This window comes from Arthrobacter alpinus (assembly GCF_900105965.1).
GTDB classification, from domain to species: domain Bacteria; phylum Actinomycetota; class Actinomycetes; order Actinomycetales; family Micrococcaceae; genus Specibacter; species Specibacter alpinus.
This window is the reverse complement of record NZ_FNTV01000001.1, coordinates 1,371,492-1,390,433: the sequence shown is the minus strand read 5'-3', so window position 1 is coordinate 1,390,433 and position 18,942 is coordinate 1,371,492. Positions and strand designations below refer to the sequence as shown.

The window sequence follows — 18,942 nt, the reverse complement described above, 5'->3', positions numbered from 1 at the left end:
ATGACAGCAGCCGCTGCACAGGCCAACTCTGGCCGCAATGAAGGAGTCACCATGTCGCAATCAACCGCCATCGCCGAGTCAAGTTCCTCTGCGCATCACGGCTTCGCCGACATGCTCAGCGCCGACGACTTCAAGTCTGCTTTCCGCAATCATCCGGCCGGCGTTGCCGTGATCACCGCCGACATCGGCGAAGGTCCCGTAGGGCTGACCGCCACATCCGTCATTTCCGTCTCGGCCAACCCGCCACTGGTGGTCTTCTCGCTGTCCTCAGCGTCTTCCTCAACACCGACGGTCAAGCGGGCGGAAACGGTGGTCATCCACCTCCTTGGCGCAGACCAGATCGGCTTGGCAAAGAACTTTGCCACCAGCGGGATCGACCGCTTCGAAGACACCACAATCTGGTCCCGCCTCATCACGGGGGAACCGTACCTGCCGACGTCGAACGCCTGGATGCGCGGCCGGATTGTCAATCAGATGGATGCTGGCGACTCAACCGTTGTTGCGGTACAGATCCTGCAGGTTGACCTTCCCGGCGAGCAGGGCCGTACGGCCCAGGCGTCGCGCCCGCTGGTCTACCACAACCGGACCTGGCATTCCCTGAGTGAAACCTCGGTGGTTGGCTAGCGTTGCCACAGATCAACCATGCTCAGTATGTTCCAGCTCACCCATGGTTCATGGAATCTTCGAGGGCCACATGCCGTTAGTAATAGTTGAAGCTTGAAATTTCTTGGATGAGTGCATGATGCGCTCATTCGCATTCCTTCAACAACGGGAGATCTCCTTATGACTACTGTCCTCACACTTGTAGGTTCTTTGCGTAACGGTTCCACCAATCGTCAGTTGGCGGAGGCCACGGTCTTGAACGCCCCCGACGGCGTCACCGTCAACGTTTTCTCCGGGTTGGAGAACATCCCGTTCTACAACGAGGACACCGACGTTGAAGGCCAGGTTCCCCAAGCAGCACGCGAACTGCGTGCCGCCGCCGCCGAATCCGACGCGCTGCTGCTGGTCTCCCCCGAATACAACGGCACCATGCCTGCGGTCTTGAAGAACGCCATTGACTGGCTGTCCCGTCCCTTCGGCAACAGTGTTGCCAAGGACATGCCGGCTGTTGTCATCGGCACCGCATTTGGCCAGTTCGGCGGCGTCTGGGCCCAGGATGAGGCCCGCAAGGCTCTCAGCATTGCTGGCGCCAACGTCCTCGATGACATCAAGCTGTCCATCCCCAACTCGGTAGTGCGGTTCGCCGAACTTCACCCGAAGGACGACGCCGAAGTGGCTGGCCAGGTTGCCGCCGTGCTTGAAGGCATTCGCGCCGTAGCTGCAAAGAACTAGTCGCTCGTAGCGATCAATGCTGTGCCCCGACCCTAACGGGTGGGGGCACAGCGCCTTTAATGTCGCTTTCACCTCGTGGCATGATGGACGGGCAAGCCGGCACAGCACGGCACGGACGGGAAGTGGAGTTGGAATCGTGGTTACAAACGTCGACGTAGTTGTCATTGGTGGCGGCGCCATGGGTTCCGCGGCCGCCTTGAGCGTTGCTCGCCGAGGGAAGTCCGTGGTGTTGTTGGAACGTTTCGCTGCAGGCCACAGCATGGGTGCTTCTCACGGCGCCACGAGAAACTTCAACATTGCCTATCAACGGCCGGAGTATCTGCGCCTTGTCAGCGAGGCGCGTGCACTCTGGGATGATCTTGCGCTTGAGACTGGCGTGCAATTGTTGGATTTGGTGGGCCTGGTCAACCACGGTCATTTGGACGTCCTTAAGGCAATTCATCATTCTCACCAAGGATTTGGCATCAAAAGTTCCTTCATGGGACCTCAGGAAGCCATGGATCGCTGGCAGGGTATGCGCTTTCGCTCAGATGTCCTCTTCGTTCCCGAGTCGGGACGTGTACGGGCGGCGGATGCTCTCATGGCGTTGCGTCAGGCGGCCGAGTCCAAGGGTGCACAGTTCCTCTACGAAACGCCCGTCCGGGATCTGGCCGTTCTGGGTGATGATCTCGTGTCTGTATCCACAGACTCCACCGAATACCGGGCCACGCGCGTTATTGTGACGGCGGGAGCGTGGACACGGAAGCTGCTCCAAGGAATAGTGGAGCTCCCCCGGCTTGTGGTGACCCAGGAGCAACCAGCCCATTTCCAACCCGTCGGCTCAACGTTTGACTGGCCGAGCTTCAACCACAATCCTGACCCCGGCGCTGGCGATGACGACTACTGGTACAGCCCCACGTATGGGATGTTGACCCCTGGCGAAGGTATCAAGATTGGGTGGCACGGAGTGGGACCCGTGGTTGATCCCGACGAGCGGAGCTTCACGGCCGACGTCGCCCAGATGGAGGCCCTGCGCCGCTATGTGAGCGATTGGTTCCCGGGCCTGGACGCGGATTCCTTCGAGCCCATCAGTTGCACCTATACGTCCACGGATACCGGTAACTTTATTCTGGACAAATTCGGGCCCATCGTGCTCGGCGCGGGCTTCTCCGGGCACGGCTTCAAATTCACTCCGGCCATTGGACGGATTTTGGCTGATCTCGCCGACGGCATTGAGTCCCCGGAAATTTTTCGAGCTCCCGGCTCGCGGTAAGTGCCTTAACCGCGGTGGGGGTACCGGGCATTGCGCGTGCGCCGGCACCCCACCTTCCTGGATTCCTAGTTCTTGGCCACTTCCAGTTCCACAACCGCCCAGGACAGTGCAGGGAGCGTGAGTCGCAGCTCGTCGCCGGAGGCCTTGACGCCGGCCAGCGGTGCCATGCCAATCTGATCCTGCGCATCCACGGTGTTCTTAGTGAAGCGGTCCTGCCCCTCGGGAGCAGCCAGCACCTCTGCCCGGACTACCCGGCCTGCATCGAAGCCACGCAGTGCCACCTCGACGTCGGCCGCCTCATCGAGCCCCCTGTTGGCGAAGAACAGTGCCATGCGGCCGTTTTCTTCATCCCACGTTGCGCTGACATCCACCAGGTCTGCATCACCGAACTTGGCCGTTTCAACCTTGTCGGAGTCCACCTGGGTTCGCAGGATCTGGCCCTTGGCCAGCTCTGCCATCCGGGAGAACGGGTAGAAAATGCTCTGACGCCAGGCTGCCCCGTTCGGCTCGGCCAGAATCGGGGCGATCACGTTGACCAGCTGGGCCTGGTTGGCGATCTTGACCCGGTCTCCATGACGGAGCAGTGAGTTCAGGAGCGTGCCCACCACGACGGCGTCGGTGACGTTGTATTTGTCTTCGATCACACGCGGGTGTTCGCGCCAGCCCGAGGCGTTGACGCGGTGGGGCTGGTCTTCTGTGTCCAACCCGCTCTGGTACCAGACGTTCCATTCGTCGAAGGACAGGTTGATCTTCTTCTTGTGCTTACCCTTGGCTCCGACCGAATCCGCGGTGGCCACCACTGATTCGATGAAGTAGTCCATGTCAACAGCGCTGGCAAGGAAACTGGCCGCATCGCCGTCGTGCTCCTGGTAGTAAGCATGCAGCGAGACATAATCCACCTCCTCGTAAGCGTGCGTCAGGACCGTCTGCTCCCATTCACCGAAGGTGGGCATGGCCGAGCTGGAACTGCCGCAGGCCACCAATTCAATGGTTGGGTCAACCAGGCGCATGGCCTTGCCGGCCTCCTGTGCCAGCCGGCCATACTCCTGCGCCGTTTTGTGGCCGATCTGCCAAGGGCCATCCATCTCATTTCCCAGGCACCAGAGTTTGATGTCGAAGGGATCCTTGTGACCGTTCTTGGCACGCAGATCAGAAAGGTATGTGCCGCCGGGGTGGTTGGCGTACTCCACGATCTCACGGGCAGCATCCACCCCCCGGGTGCCCAAGTTGATGGCCTCCATAATCTCGGTCCCGGCCTTGCGGGACCAATCTACAAACTCGTGCAGACCAAAAGCGTTCGTTTCCAGCGTGTGCCACGCACCATCGAGTCGGCGCGGGCGGTTGGCCACGGGGCCAATCCCGTCTTCCCAGTTGTAGCCCGAGACAAAGTTGCCGCCTGGGTAGCGGATCACCGTGGCGCCGAGCTCCTTGGTGAGGGCTAGGACGTCCTTGCGGAAGCCTTGCTCGTCGGCTTCGGCATGGCCTGGTTCGTAGATGCCGGTGTAAACACACCGGCCCATGTGCTCGACGAATGAACCAAAGAGGCGGTGCGGTACTTCTGAGATGGTGAAATCGCGGTCAATACTGATCCGTGCACGGGACATGATGCTGTTCTCCTGTTGTGTTTTCGTTGTTGACGTGAAGGAAAAATTAGGTTCCGGCCAGGCCGGTGGTGGAAATGCCCTTGATGATTTGGCGTTGGAAGAAGAGGAACACCACAATCAATGGCAACGCCGCCAACAGGGCCGATGCCATGTTCTGGGCGTATTGGATGCCATAGGCGCTCTTGATGGTTTGCAGGCCAACCGGAAGGGTCAGCATGGAACTTTCATTGGTGACGATGAAGGGCCAGAGAAAGTTGTTCCAGGCGCCGATGAAAACGAAGATGGCAACCGCGGCAAGAATGGGCCGTGAGAGCGGAAGCACCACCTGCCAGAAAATCCGAATCCGGCCGGCGCCATCCACGAGCGCCGCATCTTCAAGTTCGCGCGGGATCTGGTCAAAGAACTTCTTGAGCACAAACACCATGGCCGGGGCAATGACTTGCGGCAGGATGATGCCCCAGTACGTGTCAATCATGTGAAATGAGACCATCTGGTAAAACAACGGAATGATCAGCACCGGCGGCGGCACAATGAGTGATGCCACGATGATTGTCATCATGACCTTCCGGCCCTTGAAGTCAATCCTGGACAGCGCATAGGCGGCCAGCGTAGAGATGGCCAAGGTGATGATGGTGATGGCTGCCGCGGTGAAAAGCGAGTTCACCGTCCACTGGGGAATGTTTCCCTGTTGCAGAACCTTGGCGAACGCATCGAAGGTGAACCCGGATTTGGGCACCAGGGTAATGGGCGATGCCGCCGCCTCGGTCTCGCTCTTGAGCGCCGTGATGGTGGCCCATGCGAAGGGAACCAGCCAGGTGACGGCCAGGACCGCCACGATGACGGTGGCGAGAATTCGGCTCGGCTTGATGCGCTTCCTGCGTCGCTTGATGATCGTTGGACGCGCACCAGCGGCGCTTTCATGGGTTGGTGTGAGTGTCGAGGCAGTCATGGCTTATGCGCTCCTCTTACGAGTGACAAAGAACTGTGAAATCGAGACGATGACAATGATGGCGAAGAAGATGTAGGAGATGGCTGCCGAATATCCCAAGCGATACCCCGTGAAGCCGGACTCGAAGATGTACTGCACAACGGTTCGGGTGGATCCCGCCGGACCTCCGGCCGTCATCTGATACACCTGATCGAAAATCTTCAACGAGGCCAGCACCTGCAGGATGACGATCATGAGCGTTGTGGCCTTGATCTGCGGCAAGGTGATGGAGAAGAACTGCCGCCATCCGCCGGCGCCGTCCAGCTGGGCCGCCTCAAAGTGAGCCTGGGGAATGTTTCCAATGGCGGCCAGGTACAGGAGGAAGTTGAAACCAACCGTCCACCAGAGGGTGGCAATGACTATCGACCACATGGCTACATCCGGATTGTTGAGCCAGTCAATCGGGGCAATGCCGATTTTCGCGAGGAGCTCATTGATCAGGCCCAGCTGTGGGTTGTACATCCACACGAAGAACAATGAAACAACTGTGGATGCCAGCAGGTACGGCGCAAAGAAGGACAGCCGCCACAACCACTGCGCCGGCAACCCCATGTTGACCAAGGCCGCCATCGCCAGGGCTACAAGGACAAGTGGCACAGTGCTGATGAGGGTGAAGTAGAACGTGTTGCCCATGGAATGCCACATGTCGGCATCACCAAGGGCCTCGATGTAGTTGGCGAAACCAACGAATTCGCTATTGGCACCCGTGAGTGATTTTCCGGTGAAACTCATGTAGAGCCCGTAAATCAAGGGCCAGACGAGGAAGACCCCAAAGAACACCAGAAATGGCGCCATGAAGGACCATCCATGTCTGCGGTCCCGCCGCAACTTGATGGCGTGATTGTTCTCCGGTGCTCGTACCGCGGGTATATCTGACGTGCTCGAAACGGTGGACGTACTCATTGCTTTGGCTCCCTTGCCGCAAAAATGACTCTCCCAAAGATGACTTGCGATGCCTATGAAGTGTTTTGGCCGGCTCTAGACCGGGTTGGGCTTGGACAACAAGGTGTCCAGCCGTCGAATGAATGAGTCCCAGCCATCCTTGGCCTTGGTTCGGCCAAGGAAAACATTCTGGACGTTCTCGGCGAAGAAGGACTGGAAGTCTGATCCGGAACCGGTGAACCAGGCCCGAGGATCGTAGTTGATGATGTCCGCCGCACCTGAATAGTGCGATTGCGGAAGCAGTTCCGCATACTCGGTCGACTGCACCACCGGCTGGTAGGCCGGGATGTGGCCGGCCTGGGCCCAACTGAATGAGCCCTTCAAGATGTCCGCAACGAATGAGTAGACAAGTTCGCGCTTCCGAGAATCCAGGTTCAATTGATGCGGCAGCACAAAAGAATGCGAGTCGGCGTAGGCCGCCGGTGTACCAAACAAGGTGGGAATGGGCATGGCATCAAAGGGGACCTTGGCGGTCTGCATGGTGGGCAGCTCCCAGACCCCACTCATGAACATGCCCGAGTCCTGGGCGGCAAACTCTGCAATGGCCGTTCCGCCGTCACCGCTGGGCGTTGCAATGGTGTCATCCAGAAGCGAATGGATGTATTCGAGTACATCAACCGCCACGTCCCGATCAACCACGGCTTTTTGACCTTGGACAAGTTCCATGGGTGCCGCATGCTGCTTATACAGCGTGTAAAACAAACGCCACATCTGCGCCCCGTCGCCCAAATAGCCGTAGGAGAGGCCGTGCTTGCCAGTAACCTTGGCCATCTCTACGGCCATTTCCTTGAAGCCCTCGGGGGTGTACGTGGATTCCAGCTGGCCATTTGCGCCGAGCAGTCCTGCCTTCCCCGCCACCTCGGTGTTGTACATGAGAATAAACGGGTGTGAATCGAGGGCGATGGAGAACAATTTCCCATCCTGCAGACTGTTTTCCCAGATTCGCGGCGCAAAGTCCTGCTCGGACACACCCTTGCTGGCCAGTAGATCCAGATCCCACGAGTCCAGAAGCCCGCCTGGGGCGTAGCCGGCAACGCGAGAGGCGTGCATGACAGCCACTTCCGGCGGCCTGCCTCCAGCCGACGCCATGGCCAGCTTCGTGTAGTACGGGGGTCCCCAGGCCAAGACGGTTGGATTGACATGAAATTCCTGCTGCGACGCGTTGGCCGCATCAATCATGGCCTGCATTTTGATGCCATCCCCGCCCGAGAGCAGGTGCCAGAAACGCAGTTGCTCTTTCTGCGCTGCATTGGCGGAACCGCCACAGGCGGAGAGCAAACCGCCCACGCCGATGGCCGAAAGGGCCAGTCCCCCACCGCGCAGCAATTGCCGGCGGGAGAAGTTATTGACTTGATTCATCGCTCACTCCTTTGGATGCGATTGCACTTCAAGATCTGGTCATTGCCTTGTATCTTCCGAGACTCTCGGAAGTGGAAACACACCAGTGATTGTGATCTGCTCCACAGATTACATCGTTGTAATGCGTGGCACAAGTATTTTTGTGAGCGTGAACAATATTTCTTTTACGACGGCGTTTGGGTCAGGGGTGCTGGGGCCCGAGGGCTGCAATGGCCCTCAAATTCCTACCCGGTGGCGCCACAATGGAGCGGGCCGGCCCTGCATTCGACGCGATTGTGACCCTCGTTGGGAGCGGCCCCGAACGCGTGGCTTCGAAAGTTAGCGGACTTCCGTGCTGGCGCGGGACACAAGGCGATAAGGCAGGGTGACCTCCACGGGTTCACGTCGGCTATCGGCCATGCGCCCGGTCAGAAGCCGCAAGACCTCCTCTGCGAGGACTCGCTTATCAAAGGAAATTGTTGTCAGCGCCGGCACGGCGAACTTGCCGTGGTCAATGTCATCGAAACCGGAAACGAGGACATCCTGGGGCACTCGATGCCCAGCCCCAGCCAAGACGCTAAGGGCCCCGATGGCTAGCGAATCGGTAAAGCAGAAAATGGCCTCGGGCAGGTCGTGGCTGCCAAGAAAAATCCGCAGGGCTCGAGCACTACCGCCTGGCGTCCATTCATCGCATGGAATTTCAAGAAGAGGGTCATGTTCAATGCCCAGCTCGGTCAGTGCCTGACGATATCCGCGTGTACGGATGACAGCCGTGTCCGTGCGCCGCCTCTCAGTGCCGCCCAGAATCGCTATGCGCTTCCTGCCGCCGGCCGCAAGTGCCAGCGTCATCTCACGGGCAGCATTGAAGTTGTCGACACCCACATGATCCACGCGTTGTTGGACAACTTCGCCGATCATCACCATAGGGGGCAGGTTGCCGCCCACTCGGATGGCACTCTCGTCCAGGGCCACCGGATTGAGAATGAGCCCGTCGATGAGGTTCGCCCGGGCCTTTGAGACGAGGTCAAATTCGCGCTGCGAATCGTGCCCGGTCTCCTCAAGCTGAACACTCCACCCTTGCTCATGTGCCACTTCCACGATGTGGTGGGCCACTTCGGCAGAGTACGGCGTTCCCAGGTCAGGGAGCGCCAAGGCTATGACGCCTGAGCGTCCGTTACGCAGGCCCCGCGCGGAGAGATTTGGGATGTAGTCAAGCTCCGCAATGGCCGCTTCAACTTTTGCCTTGGTTGCTTCACTAACAGGCACCAAGCCGTTGACCACGTTGGAGACAGTTTTTGGAGACACTCCCGCACGTGCGGCAACATCTTTGACGGTGGCCCGCATCGATCCCCTTTTCGTCAATGCCTCGGCCCTGCGCCAATGACACCATCACACTACCGGGCGCATGCCGCATTCCAACGACACGCGTCACGACGTCGAACGCGATCCATCTGCCTCTAACTTTTACGCGGAGGCGCCGTCGAGTCTCTAATGACCAACTCTGTGGCGAGTTCCATGTGAGCCGAATCCAGTTCCTCGCCCTTGACCAGGCGAAGCACCGCCCGCAAGGCTGCCCTTCCCATTTCCTGAAGTGGCTGCGCTACCGACGTCAGCCGCGGCAGGGTCTGTTCGGTCAGGGGTGTGCCGTCGAATCCCACCAGGCTCAAGTCGTCAGGTACCCGGAGGCCACGTTTTCTGGCTTCCTCCAAGACACCGAGAGCCGTGCCATCGGAGCCAGCAAAAATCGCCGTCGGCGGTTCGTCCAACGCAAGCAGTTGCTTCGTTCCCGCGACGCCAAAGCGAGCATTGAACTCCCCTGCCAAAATGTATTCTGGTCGCGAGGAAATCCCATGGCTCATGAGGGCGGCCAAGTAGCCATGGAGCCTTGCGACACTGCACTCGGCGGCGTTGGGGCCACCCAGGAACGCGATGCGCTCGTGCCCCAAGCCAATCAAGTGTTCAGTCGCTTCCTTGCCTCCGGCCCAATTGGTGGCACCAACGCTCGAAAAACCCTGCCGTGGCGGGTTTAAGGGGTCAATCACCACCACTGGAATGTTGCGTTGTTGAAAAGATCCGAGTTGGTGGCTGGTGAGTTCGGAGGTGACAAGAATTAATCCCTTGCGCCCCGATTCCACCATGCGCTGAGCCCATTCCTCGTGGTTGGCCCGGTGCAGCTTGGCTGGCGTCACATTGCCAACCACCACATCAACATCTTCGATGGCGGCACAGTCAAGGATTCCGGTGAGCAGCTCCATGGAGTATTGCGTATTGGTGCCGTCTATGACGAGGTCAACCATGACCGGGCCCACCGACCTGGCCCGACGCTGCATTGGAGACTCGTAGCCCAGTTCCGACAGTGCAGCCTGGACTCGCAAGCGGGTGGCCTCGGCGACATCGTCGCGTCCATTGATCACCTTGGACACAGTAGGCGCCGAAACGCCCGCCAGGGCGGCAACAGTTGCCAGGACTGGCTTGACCTTCAAGCTCGGTTGATTCATGCCAAATCCAGCCTTTCCGAAATGTTTCAGTCATCGAAGTCTGCAACATTGGCAGTGGTTGCGTCAAATGTAAAGGATGAAGGGTTGACATGTGACGCCAATCACCACTATGTTCAATCCAGTCATAGAATTAGTTGCGAAATATTTCGAAGACCTTATTCTTTTTATTCGTCATCCGCATTCAACGCAGCCACGTATTGGCTCTTTTCAATGGAGATAAGAATGGAACACAACACCACTTCCCGCCGGTCGTTTCTCACGCTTGCCGGTCTGGCCCCCCTGGCCGTCTGGGGCCTCAGCGCTTGTGGCACCTCGGGCCCGGGTGGCAGCTCCGGGTCCGGCGCATCCATGTGGTCTGTCAGCGGCGACCCCAACGAGACCATTCGCAAGAATTCGGTGGACGCCTTTGGGAAGGCCAACTCAGGAAATGAAATAGCTGTCACGTTCTTTCAGAACGACGCTTACAAGACCAAGATCAAGACGGCGATAGGTGCCGACCAGTCGCCCACAATCATCTACGGATGGGGCGGCGGCGTCTTGAAGTCCTACGCGGAGGCCGCCCAGGTGGAAGACCTCACCGACTGGTTTGCCGCCAACCCCAAAGTCAAGGACAGGCTCTTCCCGTCGTCCTTCGGTGCAGCGACGGTCAATGGCAAGATTTACGCCATTCCCGCCACGACGGTCCAACCGATCGTCTTCTACTACAACAAGGAGCTCTTCACCAAGGCCGGCGCCCAGCCGCCCAAGACCTGGGATGAGCTCATCGCCCTGGCAAAGACTTTTAACGATCGGGGGATCGCACCCATTTCCTTGGCCGGGCAGTCCCGCTGGACATCCATGATGTGGCTTGAATACATGTTCGACCGCGTGGGAGGGCCCGAGGTCTTCGCCGACATCTTCAACAACAAGGCCGACGCATGGTCAAACGCCGCAGCCCTTGAGGCGCTGACGAAAATTCAGGAACTCGTCAACGCCAACGGCTTCATCAAGGGCTTCTCCTCAATCACCGCCGACTCCAATGCCGACCAGGCCCTGCTATACACGGGCAAGGCTGCCATGATGCTCCATGGTGCCTGGACCTACGGAGGCATGAAGAACGACGGCGGCGATTTCGTTTCCGGCGGAAAGCTGGGGTGGGTTGACTTCCCCGCCGTGGACGGCGGCAAGGGAGACCCGAAGAACGTGGTGGGCAATCCCTCCAACTACCTCTCCATCTCATCCAAGGCAAGCGACACCGCCAAGGAATCGGCGAAGAAGTTCCTTGCTGAAGGGCTTCTGGCCGACGACGAAGTGCAGGCGTACATTGCCTCGGGATCCGTGCCCGTGGTCAACGGGCTGGAGGCGAAGTTCGATGCTTCCGATGACAAGGACTTCCTCAGCTACGTCTATACGATCAGCAAGGACGCGCCCAGTTTCCAGCAGTCCTGGGACCAAGCCTTGAGCCCCACGGCCGCTGAGGCCTTGCTGAACAACATTGACCAATTGTTCGTCGGCTCCATCACGCCCGAGAAGTTTGCGGCAAACATGAATGCGACGATCGGCAAATGAGCGCGAACAACCTCACAGCGACGGCGGCGCCACCCCGGCGGCAAAGCAAGGAGGCAGATGTTTCCAAGGGACGCACCGGCCAGCTCGCCTGGCTGGCCGTTCCGGCCTTGATCTTCTTCGTCGTCTTTGCCATCATCCCCCTGGCCGGCGTACTGGTGCTCAGCTTTACGCATTGGGATGGCATCGGAGCCATCAAGGCTGCCGGAATGGCCAACTGGTTGGAGGTATTCGCCGACCCTGGCATGTACCACGCGCTGTGGCTGACCTTTGTGGTCATGATCCTTTCGTGGCTGATCCAGACTCCCATCAGTCTCCTCCTGGGGACCTTCACAGCTGGCAGCCAAAAGTACCGGGCCGTCTTGGCGGTGCTGTATTTCTTGCCTCTCCTGCTCTCCTCCGCCGCTATCGCCATCGCCTACAAGGCGCTTCTGGATCCCAACTTCGGCCTGGCCGCGGGCCTGCACCTACCGTTCCTCGCGCAGGACTGGCTGGGCAACCCGAACCTGGCTCTCGGGGTCGTAATCTTTGTCATCGCCTGGCAGTTTGTGCCCTTCCATACCCTCATCTATCAGGGCGGGGTTCGCCAGATACCCCGCTCCATCTATGAAGCGGCTGAGATTGACGGTGCGGGACGGATCAAGCAGTTCTTTTTCATCACGGTGCCCCAGCTGAAATACACCATCATCACCTCCTCTACGCTCATGACGGTTGGGGCATTGACGTACTTCGACCTGATCTTTGTGCTCACCTCGGGCGGACCAGGCAATGCCACCCGAATTTTGCCCCTTGACATGTACTTGACCGGATTCCGGGCCAACCTGATGGGCCCGGCCAGCGTTGTGGCCGTCATACTTGTGGTGATTGGGCTCGTCATGGCCTTGTTCCTGCAGCGATTGGGTGGCAAGGACCGCACCGGAAGCCAACTGGAAGGCATGTGAGATGAGCACCACCTTGACTCGATCCGCTATGAAACCATGGGAACAGCAGATGCAAAAGCCGCGACAAAAGTATCTCCGCCGGGGCAGGTTCAACCTCGCGGGCGGGGCGTCCGGCTGGCTGTGGCTGGCCATCATCATCATTCCGATCTACTACATTGTCATCACGAGCCTGAAAACCCAGGCCGGCTATTTTAGCCAAAATCCCCTGGCCATTCCGGCCGAGCCCACGCTTGAAAACTACAAGATGGTGCTTGAGGCAGACTTCACCCGCTATTTCCTCAACAGCGTCATCATCACCGTGGGTGCGGTGATCCCCACGCTCGTGGTGGCCTTCATGGCCTCTTTTGCGATTGTTCGCGGGAACGGCAAGTTCCTCAAGGGCGTCAATGCGCTTTTCCTCATGGGTCTGGCCATTCCCCTGCAGGCGACCATCATCCCGGTCTACCTCATGATCATCAAGATGAATTTGTACGACAGCCTCTTAGCCATCATCCTGCCCTCGGTGGCCTTCGCCATTCCCCTCAGCGTGTTGATCATGTGCAACTTCATCCGGGACGTGCCCAACGAACTATTCGAGTCCATGCGACTGGACGGCTGCAGCGAATGGCAAACCATGTGGCGCCTGGCGCTGCCACTCACCAAACCGGCCATCGTCACCGTGGGCATCTACAACGGCCTGGGCGTGTGGAATGGCTTCCTGCTGCCGTTGATCCTGACCCAGAGCCCGGAACTTCGGGTTCTGCCGCTGGGGCTGTGGACTTTCCAAGGCGAGTTCAGCGTCAACATTCCAGCCGTCCTGGCCTCGGTTGTCTTGAGCACGCTTCCGGTCCTGGTTCTCTACATCGTAGGCCGCCGCCAACTGCTCAGCGGCCTAACCGCAGGCTTCAGCAAATAATCCTCGAAAGGACCCTAATAATATGACGAAGGACAAAGCTGCCCTGCGTGTGGGCATGGCCGGCTACGCGTTCATGGGTGCCGCCCACTCCCATGCGTGGCGCAGTGCGCACCGCTTCTTTGACCTGCCACTGATCCCGGAACTGACGGCGATCGCCGGACGGAACCAATCCGCCGTCGAACATGCCGCAACGCAGATGGGCTGGGCCTCCACGGAGACCGACTGGCGGGCCCTGATCGAACGTGACGACATCGACCTGATCGACATCTGTACCCCCGGAAACACCCACGCGGAAATCGCCATCGCCGCGCTCAAGGCCGGCAAGCATGTCCTGTGCGAAAAACCGCTCGCCAACAGCGTGGCAGAGGCGCAGGAGATGACTGCCGTTGCCGCGGAGGCTGCAAGGAACGGTGTCTTTGCCATGTGCGGGTACTCGTACCGGCGCACCCCGGCCCTGGCGCTCATGAAACGCATGGTTGCAGAGGGCAAGGTGGGGGCCATCCGCCACGTTCGCGCCCAGTACCTTCAGGACTGGCTCTCCGATGAGAACGCACCACTCACGTGGCGCATGGACAAAGCAAAATCCGGCTCCGGAGCCCTGGGTGATATCGGCGCCCACAGTATCGACGCCGCCCAGTTCGTCACTGGCCAACGCATCACCGGCGTCTCGGCCATTATGGAAACGTTCACCACCCAACGCCCCACCGGCGGCGACTACGTTGGACTCGGCGGCAACGGCACGGTTGATGAGAACACCGAGATGGGTCCCGTCACGGTGGATGACGCCGTCATCTTCAGCGCCAGGTTCGACGCCGGACCCATCGGGGTGTTCGAGGCCACCCGCGCGGCATTGGGCAGAAAGAACGCAATGCGGTTGGAGATTAACGGCACTCTGGGCTCGCTGGCCTTCGACTTCGAGGACATGAACTTCCTGCAGTACTACGACGAGCGCGACGCGGCTGGAGAGCGTGGCTTCCATCGCATCATGGTCACCGAACCCGAGCACCCTTATGTGGGCAACTGGTGGCCAACAGGTCACGGACTCGGCTACGAACACGGCTTCACCCACCAAGTAGTGGAGCTCGTGACCGCGCTCGGCAACAAAACCCAGCCCACGCCGTCGTTCGCCGAGGCACTCGGCGTTCAACGGGTCCTGGCCGCGGTCGAGGAAAGCGCAACCAACAACAGCCACTGGACCACCACCAATATTGAGGAAACGCCATGACAACCTTGAAGAACGCACTCGTTGTGCGCGGCGGCTGGGACGGACACCAGCCCGTCGAGACCACCGAATTATTCATTCCCTACCTCCGCGACAACGGCTTCGACGTTCGCGTCGAGGAGAACACAGCCGTCTACGCCGAGGCCGAATACATGGCCGCCGTGGATTTGATCGTGCAATGCAACACCATGACCACCATTGAGCCGGAAGAGTTCAAGGGCCTGCGCGCCGCAGTCGAGAACGGCACGGGACTTGCAGGTTGGCACGGTGGGATTGCCGATTCCTACCGCAACAACTCCGACTATCTGCACTTAATCGGCGGGCAATTTGCCTGCCACCCGGGCAAGCACGCGGACGAAGCCACGGGCGAACAATCAGACAACTACGTTCCTTACACGGTCAGCATGAACGCCGCGGCCGCCAACCATCCCATCACCGAAGGCATTGGCGACTTTGACCTTGTCACCGAACAGTACTGGGTCCTGGCCGACAGTTACATCGACGTCCTGGCAACAACCACCCAAAAGGTCAGGGAGTGGGATCCCTGGAATCGTGAGGTCACCTCCCCCGCGATCTGGACCCGCCAGTGGGGCAAGGGCCGAATCTTCGTCTCAACCCCGGGCCATCGCGTGGAAATTCTGGAAGATCCCAACGTAAAGACCATCATCGAAAGGGGCATGTTGTGGGCGAGCCGCTAAACATCTTGAATATTGGCATTGTGGGTTGTGGAAATATCATTGCCCAGTACCTGAGCACGCTGCCCTCACTAGGCACCCTTCGGCTCGTTGCCGTGGCTGACCTGGACGTGTCCCGTGCCGAGGCGGTGGCCGCTGATCTACCCGGCGTCCGTGCCTTGTCGGTGCAAGAACTCATGGACGACGACGAGGTGCAGCTGGTCTTGAACCTCACCATCCCGGCCGCCCACGCGCAGGTGGCGCTGCAAGCGATTGCGGCCGGCAAGCACGTGTACGGTGAAAAACCGCTGGCTGCCACGGCCGAAGAGGCTGCTGGAGTCCTCGCCGCCGCGGCGGTGGCCGGGCTCACTGTGGGGTGTGCTCCCGATACGGTTTTGGGCACGGGTACACAGACTGCCCGGCGTGCGATTGATGATGGTCTGATTGGCCGTCCAATCTCGGCGACGGCCACCATGATGTGCCCCGGACACGAGCGCTGGCATCCCAATCCGGACTTTTACTATGTTCCCGGCGGTGGCCCTTTGCTGGACATGGGTCCGTACTACGTATCCGCCCTGGTGACGTTGTTGGGACCGGTGAAGTCGGTTATTGGCGCCGCCAGCCACACACGGGACTCCCGCACCATCGGCTCCGGACCGCGGGCCGGCGAGGAGATTCCGGTCTCCACGGACACCCACGTCAGCGGTGTGCTGATTCATGAGTCCGGCACGCTGTCCACTTTGGTCATGAGCTTTGATGCTGTGGCCACGCAGGCCGCCAACATCGAGATCCACGGGGAAAGCGGATCGCTCATCGTTCCGGACCCAAACAGGTTCGAGGGCGACGTGAAACTGCGCCGCCTCGGGGGTGACGCGTGGGAGACCCTGCCGGTTTCGGCCGGCTACGTGGACGGCGCCCGTGGGATTGGGCTGCACGATCTTGCCGCGACCGCACCAGGGCAAGAGCCGCGCGCCGGGGGCGCACTCGCCTTCCACGCACTGGAGATTATGGAGTCAGTCTTGGAATCGGCCCACACGGGTCAACGCGTGGAGGTAGCCAGCACGTGCCTGCGCCCCGACATTGTCCCGCTAACGCGCCTAGGTCATCTCGAATCCCTCGCCGGATCCGTCTAGCAGCAAACAACTAGAGGCCATCTTCGCAGTGCGTTGACTGAACGCACTGCGAAGGTGGCCTTTAGTGTGCTGCCTGCACGGACTCTTGAGCCAGTGCAGGCCACACTTCTTAGTCGGCTTTTAGTCGGCGAAAACAGCGCGTTCAAGGAATTTATTGCCGAACTTCCCTTGTGGATCCGCCTGGCGAACCAGTGCCTTGAAATCTTCAAACCTTGGGTACAGAGGGGCAATGGCGGCGGCATCAAGAGTGAAGACTTTGCCCCAGTGCGGCCTTGCCCCGAAAGGTGCCAATGCTTCTTCGACCAACGGCAGCACGTCCTCCACGGCAGTCTGATCCAGCCGCCAGGTGAAGTGCAGACCAATGCCGTCACGGCCGTAGTTTCCGCTGAGCCACAAGTCATCTGCCGCAATGGTGCGAATCTCTGCCACCAACAGCAAAGGTGTGATGACGCTCGTGAGCTGCCGCATTGCGTTGATGGCCGCCACCGCGTGCTCCCGTGGAACCAGATACTCGCTCTGAATCTCGTCCCCATTGCTGGGCAGGTAATCCATGCGGAAGTGAGAGAGCCGGTCAGAGGCGTTTCCGGCCAAGCCCAGCTGCGGAGTGCAGTTCACAGCCGATACATTGGGCAGCGGGTGGCGTTCAGTCGTAGCTGCCCTGCCACCAAAGAGCTCTTCCGGGAAGTTCTTCGTGAGTCCGTCGCCCTGACGTTGCTTGAACCAAGCTTGTCCCACGGTGTCACCGCTCCAGTCCGTGAAAAGGCTGACCGAATACGCCGTGGAGGTGATGGTGTCCAAGTTGGCCAGAACAGTGTCCCAGGGAAGAGACGAGTACACGTGCTGAGCGACCATGAAACTCGTTTCGATCCGCAACGTTACCTCGGTGAGAATGCCAAACGCACCCAGCCCCACAACATAAGCGGCGAAATCGGGCGTGTCTTCACGGCTCACAGTGACGAGCTCGCCACGTGCATCGACGAAAGTCATTCCCACGACGGATGTGGCGAGATTTCCGTTTCCGTCCCCCGAACCGTGCGTCCCGGTCGCGATGGCGCCGGCAATGGAAATATGCGGCAGTGAGGCCAGATTATGCAGCGCAAAGCCGTGCTTCGAAAGTTCTGTGGCGAGCACCCCATACGTGGTTCCTGCGCTGACACTTACCGTGAGGTTTTCGGCGTCGAGGGTAATATTCGGTGCCAGATTCGCTAGGCTGACCAGGACACCTTCGGAATCTGCCAGCGGATTGAAGGAATGGCGTGAACCCAGTGCCCGAATCTTTGGGGCCGCGGCCACCAAGGCCTGAAGATCTTCAACAGACTCCGGCCGGTGAATGTCGCTAGCTCCGTAGCTGTAATTTCCGGCCCAGTTCCATTCGATTGTATCCAGCTCCGCAGTCACGGGAACCACCTTGTTCTCTTAGTTCATGCCTTATTTGATGTGATCAACAACATATCAAGAATCGGGACGCATATCCATAGATTTCCCGCAGGAATGGGAACCTAGCTCGCCAATGGGAAGCGCCTGGCCGCCCCTGCTGCGAAATTTCTCCTTTATGTTGATTTTCGGCACTTATCCGTACGGCTAACGACTGGCCGGCTTCGGCATGAATTTAGGTTGTGCGCAATTAAGTTGTGTACACTTGAGCTATGACGGAGAACGATTATCACCTTGATTCCATGGTTTGCTTCGCAATCTATTCCGCGTCGAACGCCGTGGCCAAGGCGCACCGTGTAGCGCTCGAACCGTGGGGGCTAACCTACACGCAATACATCGTCTTGCTGGAGACGAGCACCTCGGGGGCTGGGCTGAGCATTCGGGATTTGGGCAGCAGAATGAGCCTGGATTCCGGAACGCTCTCCCCTCTGCTGCGCCGGCTCGAACAACGCCAGCTAGTTCTGCGGCAACGCTCATCGGAAGATGAAAGGGTGGTCACCGTGACGCTCACCTCCGAAGGGCGGACCATGTTGAAGGACGTGCTCACCGCCTTGCAGGGCCTGCGCGCTGCGTATGGCTTTGAATCAGCTGCGCAGGCACGGGATCTTATCCATCAGCTTCATCGAATCACCGAGGGCATGCGTCAGCTGTCCACTTCACCATCGAAGAATTCAACGCATCTGGAAGGTATCTCATGACTCCCCTTTACACCGCCGAAGCACTCGCTACCGGAGCCGGCCGCAACGGCAAGGTCCGCACCATTGATGGCGAACTTGACCTGAATCTTGCCATGCCCAAGGCCATGGGCGGATCGGGCGATGGGGCAAACCCGGAACAGCTGTTCGCAGCCGGCTATGCTGCCTGCTTCCACTCGGCACTGCAGCTGGTTGCCCGAACGCAAAAGGTCGACATCTCTGACTCTTCCGTGGGTGGCCAGGTGCACCTGGGCCCAAACGGCGCAGGTGGCTACGAATTGGCCGTTGCCTTGGAAGTTGTTTTGCCCGGCATCGAGGCCACCACGGCACAGGCCCTCGCTGACGCCGCTCACCAGGTGTGCCCGTATTCAAATGCAACTCGCGGCAACATTGAGGTCACCATTTCCGTCTCAGACGACTAAGTAGGTTGGCGTGGCGCTTGGTGG

Annotated in this window: 18 protein-coding genes; 11 read left to right on the top strand and 7 right to left on the bottom strand. The window is 59.4% G+C overall.

Annotation, left to right across the window (positions count from 1 at the left end):
- The first annotated feature begins 51 nt into the window (after window positions 1-51).
- The 3 genes from BLV41_RS06530 to BLV41_RS06520 all read left to right on the top strand — a co-directional run bounded on the left by BLV41_RS06530 (window position 52) and on the right by BLV41_RS06520 (window position 2,587).
- Window positions 52-624, top strand: a complete 573-nt coding sequence (locus tag BLV41_RS06530) for a flavin reductase family protein (RefSeq protein WP_074711074.1) — start codon at window positions 52-54, stop codon at window positions 622-624.
- 159 nt (window positions 625-783) lie between these two features.
- Window positions 784-1,335, top strand: a complete 552-nt coding sequence (locus BLV41_RS06525; protein WP_044570523.1) for an NAD(P)H-dependent oxidoreductase — start codon at window positions 784-786, stop codon at window positions 1,333-1,335.
- A gap of 136 nt (window positions 1,336-1,471) precedes the next feature.
- Window positions 1,472-2,587 (top strand): FAD-dependent oxidoreductase, encoded by a 1,116-nt coding sequence (locus tag BLV41_RS06520; RefSeq protein WP_074711073.1) that lies wholly within the window; start codon window positions 1,472-1,474, stop codon window positions 2,585-2,587.
- 65 nt (window positions 2,588-2,652) lie between these two features.
- Here BLV41_RS06520 and arfA read toward each other — a convergent pair whose 3' ends face one another.
- The 6 genes from arfA to BLV41_RS06490 form a co-directional block, all read right to left on the bottom strand.
- Window positions 2,653-4,191, bottom strand: coding sequence for an arabinosylfuranosidase ArfA (gene arfA, locus BLV41_RS06515; RefSeq protein ID WP_074711072.1), 1,539 nt, complete (start codon window positions 4,189-4,191; stop codon window positions 2,653-2,655).
- A gap of 46 nt (window positions 4,192-4,237) precedes the next feature.
- Entirely contained in the window at window positions 4,238-5,140 is a 903-nt protein-coding gene (locus tag BLV41_RS06510; protein ID WP_074711071.1) for a carbohydrate ABC transporter permease, read from the bottom strand.
- A gap of 3 nt (window positions 5,141-5,143) precedes the next feature.
- Window positions 5,144-6,082 (bottom strand): carbohydrate ABC transporter permease, encoded by a 939-nt coding sequence (locus tag BLV41_RS06505; protein WP_074711070.1) that lies wholly within the window; start codon window positions 6,080-6,082, stop codon window positions 5,144-5,146.
- 75 nt (window positions 6,083-6,157) lie between these two features.
- A complete protein-coding gene (locus tag BLV41_RS06500; RefSeq protein WP_074711069.1) occupies window positions 6,158-7,480 on the bottom strand; it encodes an extracellular solute-binding protein in 1,323 nt (440 codons plus the stop codon).
- Between the two features lie 318 nt (window positions 7,481-7,798).
- Window positions 7,799-8,803, bottom strand: a complete 1,005-nt coding sequence (locus tag BLV41_RS06495; protein ID WP_074711068.1) for a LacI family DNA-binding transcriptional regulator — start codon at window positions 8,801-8,803, stop codon at window positions 7,799-7,801.
- Between the two features lie 113 nt (window positions 8,804-8,916).
- Window positions 8,917-9,957, bottom strand: a complete 1,041-nt coding sequence (locus BLV41_RS06490; RefSeq protein ID WP_074711067.1) for a LacI family DNA-binding transcriptional regulator — start codon at window positions 9,955-9,957, stop codon at window positions 8,917-8,919.
- Window positions 9,958-10,179: 222 nt separating this feature from the next.
- Between BLV41_RS06490 and BLV41_RS06485 the strand changes: the two genes are divergently transcribed.
- The 6 genes from BLV41_RS06485 to BLV41_RS06460 are packed head-to-tail and all read left to right on the top strand — an operon-like array spanning window position 10,180 to window position 16,367.
- Window positions 10,180-11,505, top strand: a complete 1,326-nt coding sequence (locus tag BLV41_RS06485; protein ID WP_074711066.1) for an extracellular solute-binding protein — start codon at window positions 10,180-10,182, stop codon at window positions 11,503-11,505.
- Window positions 11,502-12,443: a carbohydrate ABC transporter permease gene (locus BLV41_RS06480; protein WP_074711065.1), complete on the top strand. Its 942-nt coding sequence runs from the start codon at window positions 11,502-11,504 to the stop codon at window positions 12,441-12,443. Before BLV41_RS06485 ends, BLV41_RS06480 begins: the two co-directional genes overlap by 4 nt.
- A gap of 49 nt (window positions 12,444-12,492) precedes the next feature.
- The gene (locus BLV41_RS06475) at window positions 12,493-13,338 is read left to right on the top strand and encodes a carbohydrate ABC transporter permease (RefSeq protein ID WP_425284288.1); all 846 of its coding nucleotides are present in this window, start codon (window positions 12,493-12,495) and stop codon (window positions 13,336-13,338) included.
- 22 nt (window positions 13,339-13,360) lie between these two features.
- Window positions 13,361-14,563 carry a Gfo/Idh/MocA family protein gene (locus BLV41_RS06470; protein WP_074711063.1) on the top strand — a complete coding sequence of 401 codons (1,203 nt, stop codon included), beginning with the start codon at window positions 13,361-13,363 and terminating at the stop codon, window positions 14,561-14,563.
- Window positions 14,560-15,258: a ThuA domain-containing protein gene (locus BLV41_RS06465; protein WP_074711062.1), complete on the top strand. Its 699-nt coding sequence runs from the start codon at window positions 14,560-14,562 to the stop codon at window positions 15,256-15,258. Before BLV41_RS06470 ends, BLV41_RS06465 begins: the two co-directional genes overlap by 4 nt.
- Window positions 15,243-16,367: a Gfo/Idh/MocA family protein gene (locus BLV41_RS06460; protein ID WP_074711061.1), complete on the top strand. Its 1,125-nt coding sequence runs from the start codon at window positions 15,243-15,245 to the stop codon at window positions 16,365-16,367. Before BLV41_RS06465 ends, BLV41_RS06460 begins: the two co-directional genes overlap by 16 nt.
- 120 nt (window positions 16,368-16,487) lie before the next feature.
- Here BLV41_RS06460 and BLV41_RS06455 read toward each other — a convergent pair whose 3' ends face one another.
- Window positions 16,488-17,765 (bottom strand): FAD-binding protein, encoded by a 1,278-nt coding sequence (locus BLV41_RS06455; protein ID WP_074713149.1) that lies wholly within the window; start codon window positions 17,763-17,765, stop codon window positions 16,488-16,490.
- A gap of 248 nt (window positions 17,766-18,013) precedes the next feature.
- Between BLV41_RS06455 and BLV41_RS06450 the strand changes: the two genes are divergently transcribed.
- A complete protein-coding gene (locus BLV41_RS06450) occupies window positions 18,014-18,499 on the top strand; it encodes a MarR family winged helix-turn-helix transcriptional regulator (protein WP_083360624.1) in 486 nt (161 codons plus the stop codon).
- On the top strand, window positions 18,496-18,918 hold the full coding sequence (locus BLV41_RS06445; RefSeq protein ID WP_044570275.1) for an organic hydroperoxide resistance protein: 423 nt from the start codon (window positions 18,496-18,498) through the stop codon (window positions 18,916-18,918). Before BLV41_RS06450 ends, BLV41_RS06445 begins: the two co-directional genes overlap by 4 nt.
- Window positions 18,919-18,942 lie beyond the last annotated feature (24 nt).